This window comes from Flavobacterium cryophilum (genome assembly GCF_048286555.1).
In the GTDB taxonomy this organism is placed as follows: domain Bacteria; phylum Bacteroidota; class Bacteroidia; order Flavobacteriales; family Flavobacteriaceae; genus Flavobacterium.
In genome coordinates this window covers 998,908-1,019,306 of the sequence record NZ_JBLVPZ010000001.1, presented here as the reverse complement: position 1 = coordinate 1,019,306, position 20,399 = coordinate 998,908, and the positions used below count along the sequence as shown (strand labels likewise).

The window sequence follows — 20,399 nt, the reverse complement described above, 5'->3', positions numbered from 1 at the left end:
CCATATGAAACTATTAGAAGTTCGCACAGCAATAAGAAGAGCCACAAAGGAAGATTTGTTTACCGGCGATTTGTATAACATGCAATCGAAACAAGGCGTAAAGGACAATGTAACGGTTTTTTATTTAGACCAAAAAACAAAAGCCATTTACGGACCACGCACCATCTTTGATTACAGTGACTTTACTGATCTGTTTATTAGGATGCAACTGGGTTTAGTTGGGATTATTACCCACATGCCAAACGTGGTGACTAATGAGTTCCTGTTTGACTTAGTGCTGCGCGAAGCTTCAATAGACGACCTCAAAGATACTCCGCGACACATCAAGATGAATCGCTTGTATTATACCTATGCTAACCAGAAACTATTGGGACCGTTTTATATTGACAACTCGATAACGAGTTTGTATCTCGAAAATTTAGTTGCCAAAAACCAAATTTTTGTCCCAAACGAAAGACAGCATTTTAGAATAAAAGAATTTAAAAAAACCGCTTAAAACAACAAGCCATGACAAAAGAAAAATACAATTTGTATTCAGAAACGCGCCAATTAATAGAAAAAGAAGATCTCCGAGTAACCAAAGTATTTTGGTTTATGATTGGATTTTTAGCAGCTATGACACTAACCATTATAATATTTTTTTAAAATGCAAAATAAAACTACCAAATTTCATCCCATATTGTTTTCTACGCCAATGGTTCAGGCGATAATGAACGGAACAAAAACGCAGACCAGGAGAGTTATAAAATATCCTTTGCAATTAAAAGGATGGCTTGTATCTATAGGCGAAGGCAAAGAGCCACCTCCGATAGAATTTTGTCAATATGAAGTGGGCGATGTGCTTTGGGTAAGAGAAACTATTGAATATTTTTCAGCAGATTATAATCCTCATGATAAATCATTGAACAAAACATCATCAGTAGAAATAAACTACAAAGCAACAAACAATCAAGGATTAAATAAAGTTAATGTTACTGGAATACTTGCTCTAAAAGCATTAATTGACATTGAACAGTGCAAGAAGCAAGGGAAATTACATAAATGGAAACCTTCCATATTCATGCCAAAAGAAGCATGTAGAACTTTCCTTAAAATAAAATCCATTCGTGCAGAACGTTTGCAAGATATCAGTGAGGTTGATGCAAAAGCCGAAGGTGCTCATTTTTTGTATTACAAAAACGGTTCTATGATTCAAGAAAACTTTAAAAATTGGGATAATTACTACAAAGATAAAGCTTCTTATAAAGATGGTTTTTATTTCATTTGGCACTACATCAACGGTGTGGAATCTTGGAAAGCAAACCCTTTCGTTTGGGTGTATGAGTTTGAAAAAATCGAAAAACCTTTAGATTTTATATAATGGCCGAAGAAATAAAAATAAAAGCAACGTTAGTTCATGTAGTTGGTTCCAAAAGAAACTGGATCAATTCCTTTCCCGGAGCAATACCGGAATTGCCAATGGCAGAAAAGTACATTTGGATTGATGCCAAAGGAAATTCAGCCACTTGTGGAGAAGATTTTGCCACCGCCGAAGACAATGACAGCTACCCGATAAAAGTGTACCTAATGGAGCGAATTTCGCATACTAAAAAGAACGGATATATTGAGAAACTATTAAAACATATTGGAGTATGATGTTAGCAATTGAACTTTCGCAAAAAATGAAAAAATGCAGAGACACTGCCAAACGATTTTTTGCAGCTGAATTTCCCGAAAAAATCAAGTTTTACACTGAAAAATTAGAAGCCGTGATGAAATCAAAAAGTATTGATGAAATTTCTGCTTTATTAGAAATCAGTAAAACCGAGACCTATCAAAATGATGGAATGATGCAAATGATGTTTTTAGCTGCAACTGTAGAATTAATCGAATCAAGTGATAAAAAAGAAGCATCATGATACTGACGAGAATGGGAAATAAAAGGAGACTAATGACGAAAATAAGTAAATATTTCCCAGTTCATCGTATGCGAGTAGAATTATTTTTCGGTGCTGGCGGTTCATACTTTTATCTACCAAAACCGAAATATTCAATTTTAAACGATCTAGATGATGATGTCACTAATTTATATTTAATGGTGCAAAATCGAAAAGCTGACTTGATCAAACAAATTGAAATATTGCCGATATCGGAAAGTCTGATAAAGCACTGGAAGAAAAATCAAGAATCAGATCCGCTTAAAAAAGCAGTTCGGTTTTTATTCCTTTCGAATTTCACTTATTTAGGAAAAGGCGATACCCTTCGAGTTGGACTGGATAATGCTAAAGAAAGCATCTTGAAAAATATGGATGCAACATTTGATCACTTACGAAACAGTAAAATATTATCCAGAGATTTTAGAGAAGTGCTTCCCTGTATATCATTTTCAAAAGGTCTGAACGATAAAGAATCTTGTTTCATTTTTTTAGATCCGGTTTACCTAGATACTGAATCAACTTACAGGGTTCCAAAATGGACAAAACATGACACTTTAGATTGTCTCGAGCTAATGAAAACATGTGGTATAAAATCGGCAATGTCAGAGTTCAACCATCCATATGTTATTGCTGAAGCAAAAAAAAGAGGTTTGAATATTATAACTATCGGCGAGAGATCAAATATCAAAAATAGAAAGATTGAAATTCTAATTACAAATTATTCTATTGATCAAGTTTCAATGGATTTAAAATAACCCAAATGACAAACCCAACCATATACTGGATAGATCTCTTTTGCGGAGCAGGAGGAACAACCACAGGAATCCATTTAGCCGAAGCCAATGCAATCGTATTGGCTTGCGTTAATCACGATGCCAAAGCCATTGCAGCTCACGAAGCTAATCATCCCAAAGCAATACATTTTACCGAAGATATTAGGGATTTTGCAGTCGTGTTGAAAATTAAGAAACTCGTTGACGAAATCAGAGCAAAAGACCCAAACTGTAAAATCAATATTTGGGCTTCCCTCGAATGTACCAATTATAGCAAAGCCAAAGGCGGTCAACCTCGTAACGCGGACAGTCGCACACTTGCTGAACATTTGTTCATGTACATTGACGAATTGAATCCGGATTATCTATACATTGAAAACGTGCGGGAATTTATGGCGTGGGGTCCACTGGATGTATTTTGCAAACCCGTGAGTAAGGATAAAGGCAAAGACTATTTAAAATGGGTAAACAATATCAAGAAAAGAGGATTCAATTTTGATTATCGTTTATTGAATGCAGCTGATTTTGGAGCGTACACTTCCCGTGAGCGCTTCTTTGGTCAGTTTGCCAAAAAAGGAATGCCCATCAACTGGCCACAGGCTACCCACAGCAAAAAAGTAAACAGCACTCCTGGTCTATTTGAAAAACCAAGAACAAAATGGAAGGCCGTTCGTGAAGTTTTGCTTTTGGATATCGAAGGAGAAAGTATTTTCAACAGAAAAAAACCTTTGGTAGATAATACACTGGAACGCATTTATGCAGGATTAGTAAAATTCAGTTCCGAAGTAAATTTCACCTACAGAAATAATGGAGGAAGCGTGAATCCAGAGGAAAAATCGAAATCATTGGACAGACCAATGGGAACTATACTTTCCGGTAACGTTCACAATATTGTAAAAACCATTTTCACAGCTGCATATAATTCGGGGAACGATGCGCAACGATGCAAGTCACCGGAGGAACCTATCGGAACGCTAACCACACAAAACAGTCATGCGGTGGTTTCTTCCATTCATTTGAATACGTATTACGGCAAAAGCGGTTTGCATTCGCTAGACAGTGTATGTCCTACGCTTACGACAAAAGACAGGGTTGCTGTAGTCAATTCACATTTCATCGAACAACAGTATGGAAATTCACTTCCTGCTTCGATTGAAGTGCCAGCGGGAACCATAACGAATAATCCAAAATTAGCTTTGGTACATGTTCAAAAATGGTTGCTTAATCCGCAGTTTTCGAGCAAAGGAAGTTCTATCGAACAGCCTTGCTTCACGCTCATTGCCCGCATGGATAAGAAACCGCCCTACATTGTAAGTACGGAAACGGGCGAAGGATCTATTATCATTTATGAAGATGATAATCCCGTTATGGTAAAAATTAAGGAATTCATGGCTGAGCATGGGATAATCGATATCAAAATGCGAATGCTCCTCGTAGATGAAATGTTACGTATTCAAGGTTTTCCGGAAGGTTACAAACTGCAAGGAACACAAACCGATCAGAAGAAGTTTATAGGTAACTCAGTTGTGCCACTGGTTGCGCAAAAACTGGTCGAAGCAAATTATGACGGTATTGTGGAATGGATATTAGCGGCTTAATCATGGAAGAATCACCATTTAAAGGGTCAAATTTAGAGACAACAATAAACAATACTAAGAACGTAGCCCATCTTTATAACTTGACGGATTCCGCCTTTAAAAAGCAACCTGAGTCTAAGTTCTGGAAGGAGGCATTTGAATTAATTAGTAAAAAACATCAAAAAAAATGAATCAAGCAGAAACCACATTAAAAATAGCAGCTGAAGAAATAAAAGAAGTTTTACGCAAACACAACTTAGCAGCTGCAGTTGCTTTGCATTCGCCCGGACATGGTGAATATTTTGTACACTTGAATCCTTCCTATTCCTGTGCGTACATGTACCAGGATAATGAGGTTCGGTTTTACAGTAAAGCAGCGGATTATAAAACCCCAACGGAACAATTGGAGAAACAAGCTGATACCGCCAACATGTTGAAACTCTTAACTGACACCACGGCTTTCAATTTTGGGTGTTTGGATCATCTTTCCAAAGAATTTGATGAATTAACCGGTGCTAAGCATTATTAACTTTTAAAGACAAAAAAATGGAAGATATAAAAGAATTATTAGGAGAATTTATTGACTGGGCTAAAGATTGCGGTCATGAAGTATGGTATGTTTTTGATAACACGGAAAAAGCAATTGAGGAATTTTTAAAGCAACGGGAAGAGTAACAGTAAATAAAAATTAGATTATCATGAAAATCACAACAGAACTTCTTAATTGTGGGAAATGCCCCAATGGGAACGTAAAAGTAATAGTTAAAACAACTAGAAACGGTTCAGAAATGAGTGTTAAAAAATGCGACAGCTGTAAGTATCAATATGGAATTAAACAAATATCGAATAGCGATGCTGCGGGTCGTTTGCTTCGTGTTTCTACAGAATGAGGCATAACGCCCGGCTAGGCGCCAGTATGACCATCGGGAGTATTGCGCTTAGCCAACGTTAAAATTTTAAAACACTACCCCATGAAATAACAAAAAACCCCTCAAGCGATTGTATAAATAACTTTATGCTTTCTGTAGACGAAATCGCTATAAACCCACCAGTGAACAATAGTAACTGGTGGGTTTTTTGCATAGTTATTATAGCGGTTTTTAGGCCGTTTCTCACAGCAATTTACAATAAAGTTACTTTTCCTTGCAATTTATGCAAAGTAGGCGCATTCCTACCCCATTTTCCCCCTTGCCCCCTATATTATAAAAACATCAAAAAAAATGTAACTTTGTAACCATTGCCGAAAGATGCCGAAAACAAAGGGATTATAGGTTACATTTTACTTTTATTATTGTAACTACAGTTACAAAAAAAATGTAACTATAAAAGAGGTTACATTTTTACAATATCAATAATGGCTTTGGTTACATTTTCAATGTAACTGCTGAAACCCCTATTTTATTGGTACTCACACACTATTAAACTGCTCGGTTACAAGTTTACATTTTTATATCGCCTTTTACAGATTCTCCGGAGAACTTGTCACAATTTATTTAAAACAAAAAATATACTTTTAGTAAACTTTTGTATGTAAAAAATTTACTATTAATATATTTTTGATTATATTTATAAAAAATAAAATCGATGGAAATCCTTGATAGAGTTGCTGTTAATCCGAATATTTGTGGTGTAGAACTCGCTTTTAGGGGCGAAGTGACCGCCGCCAATATTCCTGATTGGCAACCCTTTTTTAATTCCACAATGTTTGCCGTAGATTTTGCCAAAACGTACGTGGGTTTAGGCTCGGTTTCTTTTGGTGAAGAAAGCGAACGCAGCTTAGCCGGAACCTCATACAAACAAAGTGTTACGATTCGTTTTCCGGCGAATGACAAAAACCGAGCAGAACGTATTGAACTGATGCATAAAGTGAAGTTCGTTAAGTTAAAATTAACTGATGGACGTGATCTGGTCATCGGCCGAAACGATTATGTTCAAAATGCCCGACCAAAAATAAAAACCGAAACCAACATCAAGACTGCCGAAGCGAAGTTCCAGACGATTGCTATCTCTCCGGCTGGTTTTGTTTCAAATGTTCATTCCGTAGGCCTGCCTACCCTAATCCCTATATCACTATACTTATGAGTGCTAACTTACCTCTTATTTGGGCTGACAAGAAAAACAGTCCTTTACTCGCTGATTTCATTGCTAAATATGGCGCTGAATATTGCATGACCGCCGAAGAAATAAACCAATTGCGCAATGCCGTGAATGAAATGGCTGTGATCCAGCAATCTACATTCTTGGGCGCGGCTGAACCTGCCTTTACTCCTGCCGGAACTGGCACAGCGTATTGGCTTGCAATTAAACCAGGAACGTATGCAAATTATGGCGGATTTGTTGTTGCTGCTAATGAAATTGCGTTTATTATACGGGATGCTGCAGGTGCTTTTAGCATCACCAAATCTTCTTTAGTTATTCCTGACAGTAAGATAAAAACCTGGATAGCTCAATCTTACTCTTCTGGAGATCAGGTAAATTATCAAGGCAAAGATTGGACGGCAAATTCCGCTACGGTGTCAGGCGATGTTCCTGCTACTTCTACTAAATGGGATGACCGATTGAGTGGTTATATTTCAGGCGAACCACTATTTGATATAGCAAAAACTGTCAATTTATTTAATAAAGCAACGGTTTCGGCAGGGGTTTATAGCGACACTTATACTAATTTCACACCGTCAACAGTAGAGGGAACTTCGGATTTTATGGCAGTAACTCCAAACACTGCTTATAAAAGAGTTGGTACGCCTGAATATTACATTTATTATTTTGACACTAATAAACAATTTTTGTCATCGGTGCTTTATGCCAATATCGTTACGACTCCTGCTAACGCTTACTTTGTAAAAATACATTACAGAACAGGAGATATAAACGGAATTATGTTTACGTTGAGTTCTGTGAATACGAGTTCTTATATTCCTTTTACTTTACCGTCTATAAAAGTTAAAAATGTTTTTTTAAATACGGCTGAAATTATTGTTTCTCCTGTGGTTTATTTAAACGATCCGTTGGAACAAAAAATGACAGCGCTTGAAAGTCAGACAACTAATGGTAGTGGTCTTGGTTGGTTATTGGAAAGAAACCAATTTAAAGGGCAGTTTAACTTTTTTTCTGCTTGGATTTTGTGTTCTACAATCGGAGAAACAGTAACAATGAAAATATATAAAACTACGGACGGAATCGCTCAATGGAATCCAACCTCGTCAAACACAGCTTTGATAGCAACTAAAGAATTCACCAATTTTAATGCTAATTCTGGTATCCAGTTTGAGTGCTTTTTTGACAACGTTATTGAATATCCTGATGACAAAGACTTATACATTTATTTTGAAAATGTAAATAAAAAGTTAAGAATGTTCAGAAATGAAAATTCTTATACAGGAGTAGCTTCAACGCTTTTAGAATTGAGAAATCCGCAGACTAATTACTTCTTAGATGCAACAGGATATACGACTCAGCTTCCTATTTTAGCTTTGGTTAATAAAATGGAATACCAAACTAATAAAAAATTGACAGTAGATTTGTCTAATAAAATTGTAATCCCTGATGTGATTTATGCGGTGGTAGGTAAAGAATTGAATATCTACAAAAATTCCATTTTAGATATTCCGAACCAAATAGATAGTTTTGAAATTATTTTGACAAACATTACTTTAGGTTGGACTTCTAACAGTGATAGTTCAGGGATAACAATAAATGACCGTTCTTTGAAATTCAAACCTACAACAGCAGGGCAGTCGCATATAATCAGATGCAATGTTTTAGACTATAAAAGGCAGGTTGTGGGAACGAAAGATTTTCAAATAAAAACGGTTTCAAAAACAGCAGGAACAGGCACAAAGAATATCGTAATGGCGGGCGATTCCTTAACCGAAGGTGGTACAGGAGAAAGTGCTTTAAAACTTTACAACGCAATTATTTCTGATGGTGGTTTCACGCCTGTTATGGTTGGAACAAAAGTAAACGGTTTTAATTCGGCAGTCAAACACGAGGGTTATTCAGGGCAGACTTTTGGATTTTTTACGGGTTCCATCTCCCCTTTTTATGTAGGTGGCCAAATTAATTACCAAGCGTACGCTACTGCTAAAGGGGTGGCTTCAATTGATATATTTCATATTCAATGTGGTATTAACGATGTTTTAAGCGGTATCTTTTTTAACGGAGCAACACTTATACCTGATATAATCACGAATTTAACTTCAATCGTTGATAAAGTGCTTAGTGCTGACAAAGGTTTTCCAAACTGCAAAATCATCATCGGTTTAGAGCCTTACGGAGCAAACGGAGAGAACTTTGTATCATCGAGAAACACCAACGAATTGAAACGTAAAATGATGTTGTTAAACAACGCAATTTCCGCCAAGTTTTATCAGGACGAAACGGGATTCAAATATCACGCAAATGTTTGGGTGGCTCCAAATTCTCTAACAATTGACAGAGATTACGGCTATCCGTATTCTATGGTAAAAGTTTGCGAGTTTGCCGATGTTTCACAAACTGAAAAACAATTTGCAGACACCGTTCACCCTAACGGATACGGAAATGAGCAAATAGCAAATAGTGTTTATTCAATGATTAGAAGAGTTTTGCAGTAATAAAACCCAACCATGTCCATAGTCCCAATCCTTATCCGGCCACACTTAGTACCATTCTTTTTTAAAGAAAGCGATGGTAAAGAAGTGGCGTATGGCAATAAGAGAGTCAAAGCCGTAATATACTCTCCTATGGTATCTACTGTTGGGCGAATCATACGGTTGCTGATGGTGAAGGCGGAACGGCATTTGAACGTGGATAATTTTAATTTATTCCTAACCATTTCAGATGATGGAAACGGAAAGAAATACGAAGGACAGTTCTACAAGCACGAGAGCGGGCGGAACTCCTTCCTGATGCTCCCCAAGGAAGCCAATGACGATATAAATGACTTGCTCGAAGATATGTTCCGGATGTCCTACGTATCGTATATGAATGGCTGTATTGAAAATAATGGTGAAGCAGTAGTAGTTTCGGCAATTGATAAGTTTATAGATAAATATGATCTGTTGGAATTTGGTTTTTCTAACGATACCCTGCGGCAATTGTATTACCGCGAAAAAAAAAACAGTAAGATAATCTCTCGGTTCCAGACCAAGAAGTCAGCCAAGATTATGAATTACGAAATTGCTTAGAAAGCCTGCCTGAAAAGTCAGGCTTTTTTCTTGTCACAGTATTTTTTGTAAGTAAAATATACTTTTGAATCAAACCTACATGCTCTATGAAAATCCTTGACTTTTTCCGAGAACTCCCCAAGCTATTTGACTGGTATTTTCAGTTGTCACCTTCGAAAAGAGTTCAATTGAATTATATCATAGTTATTGTTTTTATAATCACATTATCCTACTACAATGATAAGCAACATAGAGAAAATTATACTGTGCTTTCTAATCGAAATGATACTATTAATAATTATCGCGCCAGAGACTTTAAAGAGCATAATGCAAAATTGGAATTCTATACGGACAAATTCAATCATCTTCTGGAACTCTTACTTCAACAGGAAAAAGAACGGAAACAAATAAAAAATGAATCATGAAAACACCACTCTACATTTTAGGAATAGTGGCGTTTAGCGCATTGATGCTTTCGCCAAAACAACTGCCTGATTATCCTCCAAAAATAATAGTACAAAGCAAAAAAGTAGCGGCATATAAAGAACAAAAAATTAATACGCTGATTAGTCAAATTGAATGCACGCTAGTTTTAGACAGTATTCAGATAGAAAAACAATCTCATGAGCAATAGAGCCAAAAATATAAAATACATAGTAGTTCATTGCCAAGCGGGACACGGAACCCTGAAAAGCATGCAGGATTTCTGGAAAAAAACCTTGGGATGGAAATCACCAGGATACGCCACATGGATAGATTATGACGGAACTCCTCATAGACTGGAAGAGTACAACAATCCCACAAATGGAGTTGCCGGTTTTAATTCGCAATCACTACATCTTAGTTACCGTGGTGGTGTGCTGCATGAAAATGTCAAAGTGGCAAAAGATACCCGCACGCAAGCACAGCGAGACGGTATCCTGCAAGAAATCATATTAATGATGAATTGGCTTTCGACTAATGGAAACGACTTGCAAAACGTAATGATTGTGGGGCATTATCATTTTTCCAATGATAAAAACAAAAACGGAGCCATAGAGTCATGGGAACGTATCAAAGAGTGTCCCTCATTTGATGCCTACACAGAATATGAGGATTTGATGTTGAAAGAAAATGTTATGTATCATAAATTGAAACTCCCTAAAAATAGATAATCCGCTACCTGTTCTTTCCCAGAACTGGGTGACTGTATAAACATAATAATAATAAAAAATATTGTATGAATAATCAAAGACGAAATCACATTTTGTTATGGGTAATAGCTATCCTATTTGGAATTGCAAATTCCTCCTGCTCCTCCAAAAAGAAAACAACTGAAAGCGATCTACAGGAAATCAAGATTGAAAATTCCCAAAAATCCGAAAATTCCCAAAATTCCGAAACGAATGTGAAGGTTGATATCAAGACGAAAGTTGATGATAAAACCAAAACGGTTTCTGTAAAAAAAACGTACTCGCCTGTAGATGCTACCAAGCCTGCAAGCGTTATAGATCCTCAAGGCAAAAAACACGATTTGAATAATGCCAGTCTTACGGAGGAAACGACCACAGAACTGAAGGATCAGAAAATCGATAATTCCGATAATTCCCAGAAATTCCATAAAAAGGAATCTGCAGGAAAAGTAGAAACAAAAGATAGCGCCGCTGCCAAAATTGAGGTTGTAAAAAACACTTTGGATAAATCAGGTTTTACTTTTTGGACTTGGTTTTGGATGATAGGTATCGTCATCATTGGGATTGTTTTGGATTACTTAAACTATCACTTTAAGTGGTTTAAACGTGTCACAGCGTTATTCTCTAAATAAATTCACCTTCGTAAAAAATTAGAAGTCATGAAAGTAAATAACTCTTTAATGGATTTGATGCGTGGCGAATTCTTAATGTCCCTGCAGGGCGTTAATGCTTACGCAGGTATTTTTCATAAAATAATTACTGGGGAAGAAATTTCATTTGAAAAAACGACAAAAGCAATTTTATCCATATTCGATGATAACGGAAAGCCTGTTTATCCCAACTCTAACGGAATGCTCGATGCTCCGGCAGGATCAGTAGCCGTTGTTGATATGATAGGTCCTATTATGAAATACGGGGACTGGTGGAGTTATGGCGGTTTAGAAATAGTCAATGCGCTTCGTGCTGCTGATAATAATCCAAACATCATTGGAACTGTTTTTAATGTGGATTCTCCAGGGGGAGCCGTTTCGGCAATTGGTGCTTTTAAAGAATTTGGAAAAACCAAAAAGAAACCCATTGTAGGATTAGCAGATCAATGCGCTTCGTTAGGATATTGGGCCATGTGTGCCATATCCGACTATAAAATGGCTGACAATAATGTTTCGGCCGCTTTTGGATCTGTTGGAATCGTGATGTCTTATGTGGATACCAGAAAGTACCTTGAAAGTTTTGGTTATGTATTTCATGATGTATATCCAGATGAAAGTGCGCATAAAAACGAAGCTTGGAACCTAATGCTTAAAGGAGATTATGAATTGATCAAGAAAGAACATCTTTCGCCTCTGGCTATAAAATTTCAAGATGATGTACGAGCCGCCTGTACTAATTTAAAAGAAGAAATTGGCGTATTGACCGGAAAGACCTTTGGCGCAGACCAAGCCCTTGAGTACGGAATGATAGATGCTATAGGCAGCCAAGACCAAGCCATACAAAGGCTTCATGTTACGAGTGAATTGAACCACTATAAATAATTTTTAACCTAAAACAAAAACTCCTATGAAATGGAAACTTATGGCTCAAACAGTCGCTTTCTTCAGCGCACTATTGGGCGTGAAAGAACTCCCGATTAATGCCGAAGGGCAGGAAATTAATTTGGATGCCGCACAACGACAAAAGATTGTCGATACGCTTGGCGAAAAAGATGCAGCAGCTGCAATCAACGGAATTAACGGTGAGATAAAAGCGATGTCTGACAACAACCTACAGTTGAAAGCTGTACAAGATGAAATTGCTGCTTTAGTGGCGGAATCTAATCTTACTGCAGAAGAACTGGCAACAATTGCAAAAGATGACAAAGGGGATTCTGAAACCTTAGCATTAATTAAAGCGATTGGAGCAAAACAAAAACAGCAAGAAGGTATCATTGCTAAATTAATCGCTGAGCCAGAAGGGGATAAACCTTTCGCAGTAGTAACAGGAGGAAAAATGACAAAAGCAACGCATTCCGCAACACATTTATTTGCTACGACTAATGCATTTGATGCGTTTGAAGGTCGCCCTTGGAATCAAAGAGCAGCAGCGCAAGTAATTACTGCTACTGATTTTACAAGTCAGCCGACTATTCAGAAATTGAATGACGATTTAGATTTGTATTTCCGTCAGAATCCTGAGGCGATTAAGTCTTTGCACCGTGATACTTTTGGCTTGCCAACATTCTGGTTAAAAAGAACGAAAGTAGATGACAAAGTATCTGATGGTTCCATCGCTACTGCTGAAATCTCTCAAGGTAGAAAATTGCCTTGGTTGCCTAAAAACAAACAAACGATTCAAGCGGAAGAAGGACAAATTTTTCCAATCCAAATTGATATCGAGTATGTTGGTTACTTCTTGCAAAGAATTGAAGCTTCATGGTTGAACTTCATGAATAAAGAAGGTTCTCAGCCGTACAAAGATTCATTCGTGAAATTCTTAGTAGGAGAACTGGACAAAAAAGCAAGAGTGGAAGATCGTATTGCTACAATAAAAGGGGTTTATGTTGCCACTCCGGAAGATGCTACTGTTGCCGGTAGATCCATCAACCGTCAGAATGGTTTATTGTACATTGCTCAGCAAGCGCGTGATGTTACTAAAAAATACCGTGCTTTTGACCTTGGTATGCCTACCACTGCAAACATTGTGGATTATGTAGATAGTCTTATAAAAGCATTGCCACAAGACGTGAGAGAGCAACAAGGATTGGTTTTATACCTATCTGATGAGTGGTTGAGAGCCTACAAACGCAGAAGCGAAACTTTGTATGGTGTAAACCAAGATTATAAAGGGTATCCTGAAACGCCAAAAGATTACCCGAACGTTAAGTTTGAGAGAATTATCGACATGGCAGGTTCTGACTTTATGTTCATGACTTTTGATGATAATATTGAAATCCTTGAAAATGTACCTGCAGAAAAATCAATGTACCACTTTGAGTACTTGAAACGTATGATTTATATCTGGGCTGATTATAAAATGGGTGTTCGTTTCATTCATATTGGTAATACCGTTGAAGCGGGTGATCCATTAGAATTTGCGGTACAAACGGTTTGGTCTAATACAGTTCCAGTTTTCCCTACTGATTTCTATGTTCCTGTGAACGATGATGAAACTGGAAAAGTAAAAGCGGTTTTCAAAAACTTATATGTGACTAAAGGGTTTCATACTGATATAACAGAATTTACCGGAACTACTCCTGGTACTGTTTTGAAAATAAAAGGAGACACTACTTTACTAGCGGTTAAGAATGTAGTTGATGGTGTGAAAATTTCCTTAATTGGTGATGTTGCTTTCAATTTGAAATCAGGCGGAACATTGACTTTATATGTAAATGCTGACGGTACAGTAAAAGAATTATCAAGAACTGCTGCGCCAGATACTACGGTAATTCCTGATGCCACTTTTAATACAGCAACGGTAGATGCTAATGAAGGAGTTGTTTTTAAATTTAACGGAGCAGCATCAACAGCAATTACAAGCGTGATTAATGGTGTAGAAGGAAAATCTATCAAGATATTTGGAACTGATGCCTTAGGTGTTGATGTTACTTTATCTGATGTTGGAAACATCAATGTAGCTTCTGCAGCGACATTGGGTGATAGTAACGATTTCATTCAACTTACATTAGTGGATGGAACTTGGATTGAGACTGAAAGAAGTATAACAGCTTAGTATAAATAAGCGTAATAATTTACAGATATGTATATTCAACAAATAAAGAAAACGGCCTCGGGTTCTGCAGCTGCAAAAACGCCTAATGTATTGATTGTTGCAGTAAAGGATATTGCAACATGGCCTCCCCGAAATTCTAAGAAGGTTTTGATGGAAGGAGCCTTCACCTTAAAACCAAATCCTAAAATAGCGGAAATCTATTTGACTTCTTCTAAAACTAAAGCGCCGTACGAAAGTGATGGTGACGAAGATGCAATTTCCTTGAAACAGAAGTTTGAAGGAGAACATCCGGGAAGTCAATTAGAAATAAATGAGTTTGTTGCTGAATGGTTAGGAGAGCCATGTATTGTGATTCACGGAAGCTGTCAGGACGCGTTTAGAAAAGTGGTAGGAACTGCTTGTGCTCCGGTTCAATTGAAACCTGCAGGACAGGATGATAATGACGGTCGTAAACACATGCTAGTTTTTGAGCAATTTGCCAAAACAGAATGGTTACCTGGTCATTTTACTGGTCCACTTCCAAGTGTAGATCCTTTTACTGTAGTTTCTTCTACAGCTGTAGCTTTAAACGTTACAAATGGGTTTGCATATCAATTGCCTAGTTTAGCAATCACGGCTTCAATAGCGATTGCCACAAACACGCTTGAGCATGGTGATGTTATCACGCTGATAGGTGGTGGTGGTGTTGCTCCTGCTACATTAGCAAGTGGGGTGACCGATAAATCAGCCTTATTAGTTTCAGGTACTACTTGGACTGGATTAGCGGGTGCTGTAATTCACTTAAAAGTATTCAAAGCCGGTGCGGTAACTATTTTCACAGAGATATCTAGAGGATAGTATTTTTTGGTTAGTATTTTGGATGAAAAGCCACTGCAATTGCAGTGGCTTTTTTCATGTCACAGTGTTTTTGATAGGTAATTACCAATTTTACAATCAATCCAAATCCTCTCCCCGTCCCTCTCCAAAGGAAAGGGTGCCAGAGTGGAAAAACTAAACTAAAAATAGTCATGAAACAAAAAGTAATCGAGTTCCTGCAGAACTTACCCAAAGAGAAATACAATCAGTTTAATGAAGCCTTTGAATTATACCGAAAATCCGAAGGGAAAAACTTTGGTGTGGAAAGGTCTGTCAATGCTGCGGGATTCTCAGAACGTGGTTTGGAAAACCTATTGTATGATTTGCAAAAATTACATGGGATTACTGATGTGGAGAAAGTGGCGTCAGTTGTCGAAAGTCAAATGTCGAAAGTCGAAAGTACAGAAGGTGCTTTTCAAACTAAATATTTCTATTCTAAATCAGCATTTGAAATGACTGAGGAAGAATTAATTGCGTGGGGAATTGAAAGAGAATTATCTACTGGTGATTTAACAGAAATTCTAACTTTAGCAATAAACAGTAATTATGATACAATTTCAGAGGGTTTAATTAAAGCTCTAGAAAAAATTGAATCGGATAAATTATTGATTACTAATTTAAATAATGTTCCTAACGATTTGCAGAATGTGCCTAATGATTTGCAGAATGTTCCTAACAATCTACAAAATGTAAATATTACAGGAATAGAAGGAACTCGTCCTGATGATTCGCATCCTGGTACTCCAATCATTGATATTGATGTTAATGACAATGGTGTCGTGAACATCGATGGGAAGCTTGGTGTTGATTTTGGAATTTTGAAGCAAGAAAACGAAAACTTAACAGCGGAAAAGGAAGATTTACAGGATGAAAAAGACGAATTAGAGGAGGAAAACGAAGTTTTGAAGGATGAACTTGAAACCTTGAAAAGCTTGCCTAAAATAGATGCAAAATCTATTCGTGTTGAATTTCCTTTCTTGAACGAAAAGGATTGTCCGGATGAATTCAAAATATTGATAGCTGATAAAATTACATCTTGGAATTTATATTTGAAAAATCATGCTGATTTACAAAGAATAGAATCGGGGGAAGTTCACATGCAAGATAATTTAAAAGCAGAAATAGCGGCTTCAGCTATTCAGTCTTTTGATGAAAATCAAAAAATATACGATGAACTGAACGCCTATCAAACTACCGGTAAAGTCTTGGGATTGCATCCAATATTCAAAAGATTGCAACTGACTCGCGAAGTGGAAGCGATGACACCTGCTCAGTTAAATAATTACAAGGGTTCTTCTGCAAAATATTTTAGTGACAACAGAAACTCTTTGGCGAAAGCCGAGAAAGCCAAAAACACGGAGAAAATCGAATTGATTACAAATCGGGTTGCGGAACGTGAAGTAAAATTAGCCTTAGTGAATAAGAAATTAGGAATCAATCCTAAGTAAAATGGGGTTGTTTGATTATAAGGAACTCCTCCCCCCGCCCATTTCAAAGGAAGATGTGCCAGTGGAGGATAAACATACTGAATTATTTACATCAAAATATTTGGCAGCGCATTATCAGAAGGTGTCTTCGTTAGAGAATGACCTGATGCGGGTCCCCACTCCGGAAGAGTTTTTCTTTTTGCAAAGTGATACGGCTTTTAATGCGTTTACCTTTATTCCGCTTGTGGCTAAAGTATATCCTATCAAGGAATTGCACGCTTCGACTTACAGCATCAGTAGAAAGGTTATTGATGCATTAATTGAAATGCATGACAAGGGACAAATTGAGCGTATCACGCTACTCGTTAGCGACAGTATGATCAAGCGAAATCCTCTTGTGATTGATAACCTGATGGCCATGGCAAAGAGTCGGCCAAATGTAACCGTACTGTATGCATGGGTACATGCAAAAGTTTGTTTACTGCTGACGCACGATCATTATTATGTGATTGAAGGCTCGGGGAACTGGAGCGAGAACGCGCATTATGAACAGTACGTGTTTGCCAATAGCAAGGGGTTATATGATTTTAGAATGAAGTTGTTTACGGATTCGAAACTTAAGAAATATTGATTATGTCAGATATAAAAAAAGCTATAGAATATTTACAAACTAGATCTATAGAAACTAAAAAAGGGAATTTTACAGTAATAAAAAGGCAAGTGGAAGTCATATCTATGTGTGATGTAAGAGCCATTTTAGAAATGGTTGAAGATAAGTCTCTTGATAAATTTCTTTCGAACGTTGAAAAACAGGGATTTGCAATTAAAAAAGCTGAATTATGAAAAAAATATTCTTTGGATTTATAAGAGCCTGTGTAGTGCTTGCATTGATACTGTTGGCGGCTTCGGTTTTGATATCGTTGGTTTCAGTTGTGGGCATTTTTATAGGTGTACTGGTGTTGTGCTTTTTTGTGTTGACCATTCCGGTGCTGTTGTACAATTTGGTAATGAAATCTAAAAAAGTATAGCTATGAAAAAAATAGGGATTGCCTTGATCACACTTTCATTGATACTTGGAATTATTACTGATTATTTGCCAAAATCAATGCCTATTGAACCAATAGTAGCGTTGTCTTTTGGATATTTTTTACTGGGTATTTATCTTTTAATTCTAACCAAAAATGAATCTACTTGAACTCAAATTTTCGGAAGAGGAATATACTCATATTCATAATTTATCAGGGTGTAATTATTCGCCGGAGAAAATTGCGCTTTATCTTGATGTAGATAAAAAGGCATTTTTGGAATTGTGGTACCAGAAAGAAAGTTTGGTTAGGCAAGCGTACGAGCGAGGGAAATTAGTATCTGATTTCAACATTAGCAATAAACAAAAGGAATTAGCCGAAGCAGGGAATATTACTGCAGCGCAAATCTTTATAGGATTGCGAAAAGATACGGAAGTGGAGACTATTAGAAACAGAATACTTTTTGGAGATGACTATTGATCAAGTTAACATAAATGACATTTACGCTTTTATGGATTCCGGTAATCCTAAAAATGCTCCTGCTCATATTGTAGATTACTTAGAACTATTGGATATGGTTCGGGGTATGTTTCTACGGATGGACTTATATGGCAGTAAAGAAGCCATCATAAAGCATTTGATGGTTGCCCCAAAATACAAACTATCCCGATACAAAGCTGCACAAGTTTGTGACGAGGCGCAGGAATATTTTTATCGGGATTCTAAAATCTCTAAAGACGCATGGCGTAACATTTACGCAGAGAAAATGGAGAAGATGATCAACTTTGCGATGCTCACAGTCAAAGATGTAAGTGATGCCCAAAAAGTAATCAAAATGTGTCTTGATGCATCGGTATTACGTGGAGTGAATGATCCTGACAAAGAGGAACTTCCTGCTGAAATTTTTCAAGCGCCGTTTGTCGTTTACACATGGGACACTGACGCGCTTGATATGCCTAAAGTAAACCGTCAGAAACTAGCTGAAATGATTGATAAGTTCCCTGAAATCACTGAGAAAGAAAGAATAAGAATTAAACAAGAAGCCTTAATCCCCGGATTTAAGTTAAAAATATTCCCAGATGAGCAGGAAAACCCACGTAAGTCTTGATGATACTGATGTACAAGGTCGTTATGCCAGTTGGCTGAAAACATTAATTTTCTTGATTGCTCCCAAACATTTGAGATTAATAGCGGGTCGTGCTACAGCAAAAACGGCTGATATTATTGCCGAAAGGTCACAGAATGTTATCTATGACATGCCAAAAAGCTATCAGGTATTAGTTTCGGATACGTATGTCAACTGCTTAAAAAATATTGTCCCTACGCTACTCGAGGGATGGAATCGTAAAGGATGGAAAGAAGGAATCCACTATGTTACGGACAAACGACCTCCTGCGCATTTTAAACTTCCCTACAAGCCGGTAGAAATTTACAAGCATACTATTTCGGTGTTTAACGGCTGTTTTATAAATCTGGGTTCGCTTGATCAACCAGGAGGATTAGCGGGTGGTTCGTACCAGCATATGTATGGCGATGAAGCGCGTTTACTGAAATTTGCCAAGTTAAAAAAACTGACTCCTGCTATTCGTGGAGAATATACCATGTTTGGCCACTCGGTGTATTATCGTGGTACCACTTTTACTACGGATATGCCAAACATCATTGATGGTGATGAAGATTGGATTATGCAGGATGAAAAGAACATGGATTTAGACCAGGTAAAACTGGCTCTTGAAGTGGGATTGGTGCTGAATGAGATTAAGCGGGAAATCCTTTCTTACAAACAAATTGGCGATTATGCAGCCATTGAAAAACTGAAAGGTAATTTAGTTCGCTGGACAGAAAGATGGATTCGGGTTCGCAAGGATTTGACTTTCTTTTATGTGGTTTCTTCTCTTGTCAACGTTGATATTTTGACCGAAGGCTATTTTGCCGATAGTTTAAAAGCATTGGGAATTGAGGAATTTAAAAGTGCGATTCTTTCTTTGAAAATCAATTTAAAGAAAGGCGAAAAATTTTATGGAAATCTTGGCGAGCATCATTTTTATGATGATGGCGTGATTTCGTCTTACTACGACAAATTTTCTTTGACGGAGGTGATTGAGGAAAGCAGCTTGGCATTGCGATACATCGACCACAATGCGAAGATGGAAGGCGGTATGGATTTTGGCGATATGTGTAGTTTAGTGACGGCACAGCCTAGAGGGAACTACTTATATTGCCTTAAAGAATTCTATACATTGGCTCCGGAGAATGAAGTTCAAATGGGTAAAAAATTTCGTAAATTTTATGAATATCATAAGGTGAAAATTATTGATTTGTACTATGACCGCTCCGGAAATCAAAATGCATCTACCAAACGTGACTGGGCGAATGCGGTCAAAAATGCGATTGAATGGGAAAACGGTTCTTCTACTGGTTGGACTGTCAATTTAATGTCCGAAGGTCAAGGGACTATTTACCAAGACCAAGAGTTTGCATTTGCCAAAGCCTTGATGGGAGAAACGGCCGAGGGTTTACTAAAACTTAAAATTGATAAGTTCCAGTGCAAATGCCTGAAAAGTTCCTTAGAACTCACTAAAATCAAATTGAAATCTTTTACCACTACTGGTTCCCGAACTTTGTTTAAAGATAAATCTTCGGAAAGTTTGCCGATTTTATTACGACCGATGTATTCTACGAATTTCTCGGATGCTTTCAAATATTTGATTTATCGCAGGGCTTTTGTGGATATGGTGAATACGCATAGCCAGTTTACGGGTATGGACCCGAGTGTGGGGGATTAAATTTGTGTATATTTGA

The 20,399-nt window shown here is 37.2% G+C and carries 29 protein-coding genes; 28 read left to right on the top strand and 1 reads right to left on the bottom strand.

From position 1 onward, the window contains the following. Nucleotides 1-4: 4 nt before the first annotated feature. From ACNQGJ_RS04660 to ACNQGJ_RS04565, 20 genes are all read left to right on the top strand, one after another. The gene (locus ACNQGJ_RS04660) at nt 5-496 is read left to right on the top strand and encodes a hypothetical protein (RefSeq protein ID WP_417969598.1); all 492 of its coding nucleotides are present in this window, start codon (nt 5-7) and stop codon (nt 494-496) included. A gap of 11 nt (nt 497-507) precedes the next feature. Next, nucleotides 508-645 (top strand): hypothetical protein, encoded by a 138-nt coding sequence (locus tag ACNQGJ_RS04655; protein ID WP_417969600.1) that lies wholly within the window; start codon nt 508-510, stop codon nt 643-645. A gap of 1 nt (nt 646) precedes the next feature. Further along, on the top strand, nt 647-1,360 hold the full coding sequence (locus ACNQGJ_RS04650; protein WP_417969602.1) for a hypothetical protein: 714 nt from the start codon (nt 647-649) through the stop codon (nt 1,358-1,360). After that, the gene (locus tag ACNQGJ_RS04645) at nt 1,360-1,635 is read left to right on the top strand and encodes a hypothetical protein (RefSeq protein ID WP_417969604.1); all 276 of its coding nucleotides are present in this window, start codon (nt 1,360-1,362) and stop codon (nt 1,633-1,635) included. Before ACNQGJ_RS04650 ends, ACNQGJ_RS04645 begins: the two co-directional genes overlap by 1 nt. Continuing rightward, nucleotides 1,632-1,898 carry a hypothetical protein gene (locus ACNQGJ_RS04640; RefSeq protein ID WP_417969606.1) on the top strand — a complete coding sequence of 89 codons (267 nt, stop codon included), beginning with the start codon at nt 1,632-1,634 and terminating at the stop codon, nt 1,896-1,898. The genes ACNQGJ_RS04645 and ACNQGJ_RS04640 overlap by 4 nt, the downstream gene beginning before the upstream one ends. Continuing rightward, a complete protein-coding gene (locus tag ACNQGJ_RS04635) occupies nt 1,895-2,671 on the top strand; it encodes a DNA adenine methylase (protein WP_417980314.1) in 777 nt (258 codons plus the stop codon). The genes ACNQGJ_RS04640 and ACNQGJ_RS04635 overlap by 4 nt, the downstream gene beginning before the upstream one ends. A gap of 5 nt (nt 2,672-2,676) precedes the next feature. Further along, a complete protein-coding gene (locus tag ACNQGJ_RS04630; protein WP_417969608.1) occupies nt 2,677-4,287 on the top strand; it encodes a DNA cytosine methyltransferase in 1,611 nt (536 codons plus the stop codon). Nucleotides 4,288-4,453: 166 nt separating this feature from the next. Continuing rightward, nucleotides 4,454-4,795, top strand: coding sequence for a hypothetical protein (locus tag ACNQGJ_RS04625; protein ID WP_417969610.1), 342 nt, complete (start codon nt 4,454-4,456; stop codon nt 4,793-4,795). A gap of 17 nt (nt 4,796-4,812) precedes the next feature. Next, a complete protein-coding gene (locus ACNQGJ_RS04620) occupies nt 4,813-4,941 on the top strand; it encodes a hypothetical protein (RefSeq protein WP_417969612.1) in 129 nt (42 codons plus the stop codon). A 23-nt stretch (nt 4,942-4,964) separates the two neighbouring features. After that, nucleotides 4,965-5,156 (top strand): hypothetical protein, encoded by a 192-nt coding sequence (locus ACNQGJ_RS04615; protein ID WP_417969614.1) that lies wholly within the window; start codon nt 4,965-4,967, stop codon nt 5,154-5,156. 694 nt (nt 5,157-5,850) lie between these two features. After that, nucleotides 5,851-6,348 (top strand): hypothetical protein, encoded by a 498-nt coding sequence (locus tag ACNQGJ_RS04610; RefSeq protein WP_417969616.1) that lies wholly within the window; start codon nt 5,851-5,853, stop codon nt 6,346-6,348. Then, a complete protein-coding gene (locus tag ACNQGJ_RS04605; protein ID WP_417969618.1) occupies nt 6,345-8,861 on the top strand; it encodes an SGNH/GDSL hydrolase family protein in 2,517 nt (838 codons plus the stop codon). The genes ACNQGJ_RS04610 and ACNQGJ_RS04605 overlap by 4 nt, the downstream gene beginning before the upstream one ends. 12 nt (nt 8,862-8,873) lie before the next feature. Then, entirely contained in the window at nt 8,874-9,434 is a 561-nt protein-coding gene (locus ACNQGJ_RS04600; protein WP_417969620.1) for a hypothetical protein, read from the top strand. Nucleotides 9,435-9,520: 86 nt separating this feature from the next. Further along, complete coding sequence (locus ACNQGJ_RS04595) at nt 9,521-9,838, top strand: hypothetical protein (protein ID WP_417969622.1); 318 nt, start codon at nt 9,521-9,523, stop codon at nt 9,836-9,838. Then, complete coding sequence (locus tag ACNQGJ_RS04590) at nt 9,835-10,047, top strand: hypothetical protein (RefSeq protein WP_417969624.1); 213 nt, start codon at nt 9,835-9,837, stop codon at nt 10,045-10,047. The genes ACNQGJ_RS04595 and ACNQGJ_RS04590 overlap by 4 nt, the downstream gene beginning before the upstream one ends. Further along, nucleotides 10,037-10,567 carry a peptidoglycan recognition protein family protein gene (locus tag ACNQGJ_RS04585; protein ID WP_417969626.1) on the top strand — a complete coding sequence of 177 codons (531 nt, stop codon included), beginning with the start codon at nt 10,037-10,039 and terminating at the stop codon, nt 10,565-10,567. Before ACNQGJ_RS04590 ends, ACNQGJ_RS04585 begins: the two co-directional genes overlap by 11 nt. Nucleotides 10,568-10,632: 65 nt before the next feature. Further along, a complete protein-coding gene (locus tag ACNQGJ_RS04580; RefSeq protein WP_417969628.1) occupies nt 10,633-11,217 on the top strand; it encodes a hypothetical protein in 585 nt (194 codons plus the stop codon). Between the two features lie 27 nt (nt 11,218-11,244). Continuing rightward, on the top strand, nt 11,245-12,117 hold the full coding sequence (locus ACNQGJ_RS04575; RefSeq protein WP_417969630.1) for a S49 family peptidase: 873 nt from the start codon (nt 11,245-11,247) through the stop codon (nt 12,115-12,117). A gap of 25 nt (nt 12,118-12,142) precedes the next feature. Continuing rightward, entirely contained in the window at nt 12,143-14,290 is a 2,148-nt protein-coding gene (locus tag ACNQGJ_RS04570; RefSeq protein WP_417969632.1) for a hypothetical protein, read from the top strand. 27 nt (nt 14,291-14,317) lie between these two features. Further along, complete coding sequence (locus tag ACNQGJ_RS04565) at nt 14,318-15,127, top strand: hypothetical protein (protein ID WP_417969634.1); 810 nt, start codon at nt 14,318-14,320, stop codon at nt 15,125-15,127. A gap of 10 nt (nt 15,128-15,137) precedes the next feature. On the opposite strand, the gene ACNQGJ_RS04560 is transcribed toward ACNQGJ_RS04565, so the two are convergent. Next, complete coding sequence (locus tag ACNQGJ_RS04560; RefSeq protein WP_417969636.1) at nt 15,138-15,299, bottom strand: hypothetical protein; 162 nt, start codon at nt 15,297-15,299, stop codon at nt 15,138-15,140. Here ACNQGJ_RS04560 and ACNQGJ_RS04555 point away from each other — a divergent pair. From ACNQGJ_RS04555 to ACNQGJ_RS04520, 8 genes are all read left to right on the top strand, one after another. Beyond that, entirely contained in the window at nt 15,298-16,593 is a 1,296-nt protein-coding gene (locus ACNQGJ_RS04555) for a hypothetical protein (protein ID WP_417969638.1), read from the top strand. The genes ACNQGJ_RS04560 and ACNQGJ_RS04555 overlap by 2 nt on opposite strands. 145 nt (nt 16,594-16,738) lie before the next feature. Beyond that, nucleotides 16,739-17,203 (top strand): phospholipase D-like domain-containing protein, encoded by a 465-nt coding sequence (locus ACNQGJ_RS04550; RefSeq protein ID WP_417969640.1) that lies wholly within the window; start codon nt 16,739-16,741, stop codon nt 17,201-17,203. A gap of 2 nt (nt 17,204-17,205) precedes the next feature. Next, the gene (locus ACNQGJ_RS04545; RefSeq protein ID WP_417969642.1) at nt 17,206-17,415 is read left to right on the top strand and encodes a hypothetical protein; all 210 of its coding nucleotides are present in this window, start codon (nt 17,206-17,208) and stop codon (nt 17,413-17,415) included. Continuing rightward, nucleotides 17,412-17,600, top strand: coding sequence for a hypothetical protein (locus tag ACNQGJ_RS04540; protein WP_417969644.1), 189 nt, complete (start codon nt 17,412-17,414; stop codon nt 17,598-17,600). The genes ACNQGJ_RS04545 and ACNQGJ_RS04540 overlap by 4 nt, the downstream gene beginning before the upstream one ends. Before the next feature lie 2 nt (nt 17,601-17,602). Further along, complete coding sequence (locus tag ACNQGJ_RS04535; RefSeq protein ID WP_417969646.1) at nt 17,603-17,767, top strand: hypothetical protein; 165 nt, start codon at nt 17,603-17,605, stop codon at nt 17,765-17,767. Continuing rightward, nucleotides 17,754-18,077: a hypothetical protein gene (locus ACNQGJ_RS04530; protein ID WP_417969648.1), complete on the top strand. Its 324-nt coding sequence runs from the start codon at nt 17,754-17,756 to the stop codon at nt 18,075-18,077. The genes ACNQGJ_RS04535 and ACNQGJ_RS04530 overlap by 14 nt, the downstream gene beginning before the upstream one ends. Then, nucleotides 18,067-18,705 (top strand): hypothetical protein, encoded by a 639-nt coding sequence (locus ACNQGJ_RS04525; protein ID WP_417969650.1) that lies wholly within the window; start codon nt 18,067-18,069, stop codon nt 18,703-18,705. Before ACNQGJ_RS04530 ends, ACNQGJ_RS04525 begins: the two co-directional genes overlap by 11 nt. Continuing rightward, nucleotides 18,677-20,383: a hypothetical protein gene (locus tag ACNQGJ_RS04520; RefSeq protein ID WP_417969652.1), complete on the top strand. Its 1,707-nt coding sequence runs from the start codon at nt 18,677-18,679 to the stop codon at nt 20,381-20,383. The genes ACNQGJ_RS04525 and ACNQGJ_RS04520 overlap by 29 nt, the downstream gene beginning before the upstream one ends. Nucleotides 20,384-20,399: the final 16 nt, after the last annotated feature.